Here is a 474-nt window from a genome sequence, read left to right as displayed (position 1 = left end):
TCAGACGACCTGCCGTTTCACGGATTTGGTCATCGGTACGGGTATTCTGCAGTTTCAGTTCATTTAGGCCGACCATACTGCCGTAATAGATTGCGGGAGGATCATCGCCGTAATCTATCGTCAGAAAAAGACCTGAGCATCGCCAGTCTATGACTTTACTTGTCGTATCTTCAGTCAGCTTAAACGGCAACTCGCCCTGCGCCGCCGATTTTCTGAGGCTGATTTCACGCTTATCCGACGGAACAAAGTTTTTATTTTGAAAATTGAAATTGCAACCGCCCGGCACGACGTCGTGAAAGTCCGGCACAACTTCAGGCGATTCAACCAAGCGCGTCATGGAATACAGGTCGCCGGATTCAGACAGCCAACCGGTTTGCCCGTCATCAAACAGCGCATACCATTCGTTCCACACACCGTCATCGTATTGCACCTGAAGCCGTCCGACCAAGGTAAATGGGCGGGTAACGTATGTCC

General features: G+C 50.6%; 1 protein-coding gene. It reads right to left on the bottom strand.

Annotation, left to right across the window (positions count from 1 at the left end):
• On the bottom strand, positions 1–474 hold a 474-nt coding region (locus ACTHUF_RS11125), incomplete at both ends, for a DUF4178 domain-containing protein (protein ID WP_440407724.1).

The sequence above is a fragment of the Neisseria sp. P0024.S006 genome, assembly GCF_051956595.1.
Taxonomy (GTDB): Bacteria; Pseudomonadota; Gammaproteobacteria; order Burkholderiales; family Neisseriaceae; genus Neisseria.
This window is presented reverse-complemented; position numbering and strand designations above follow the sequence as displayed.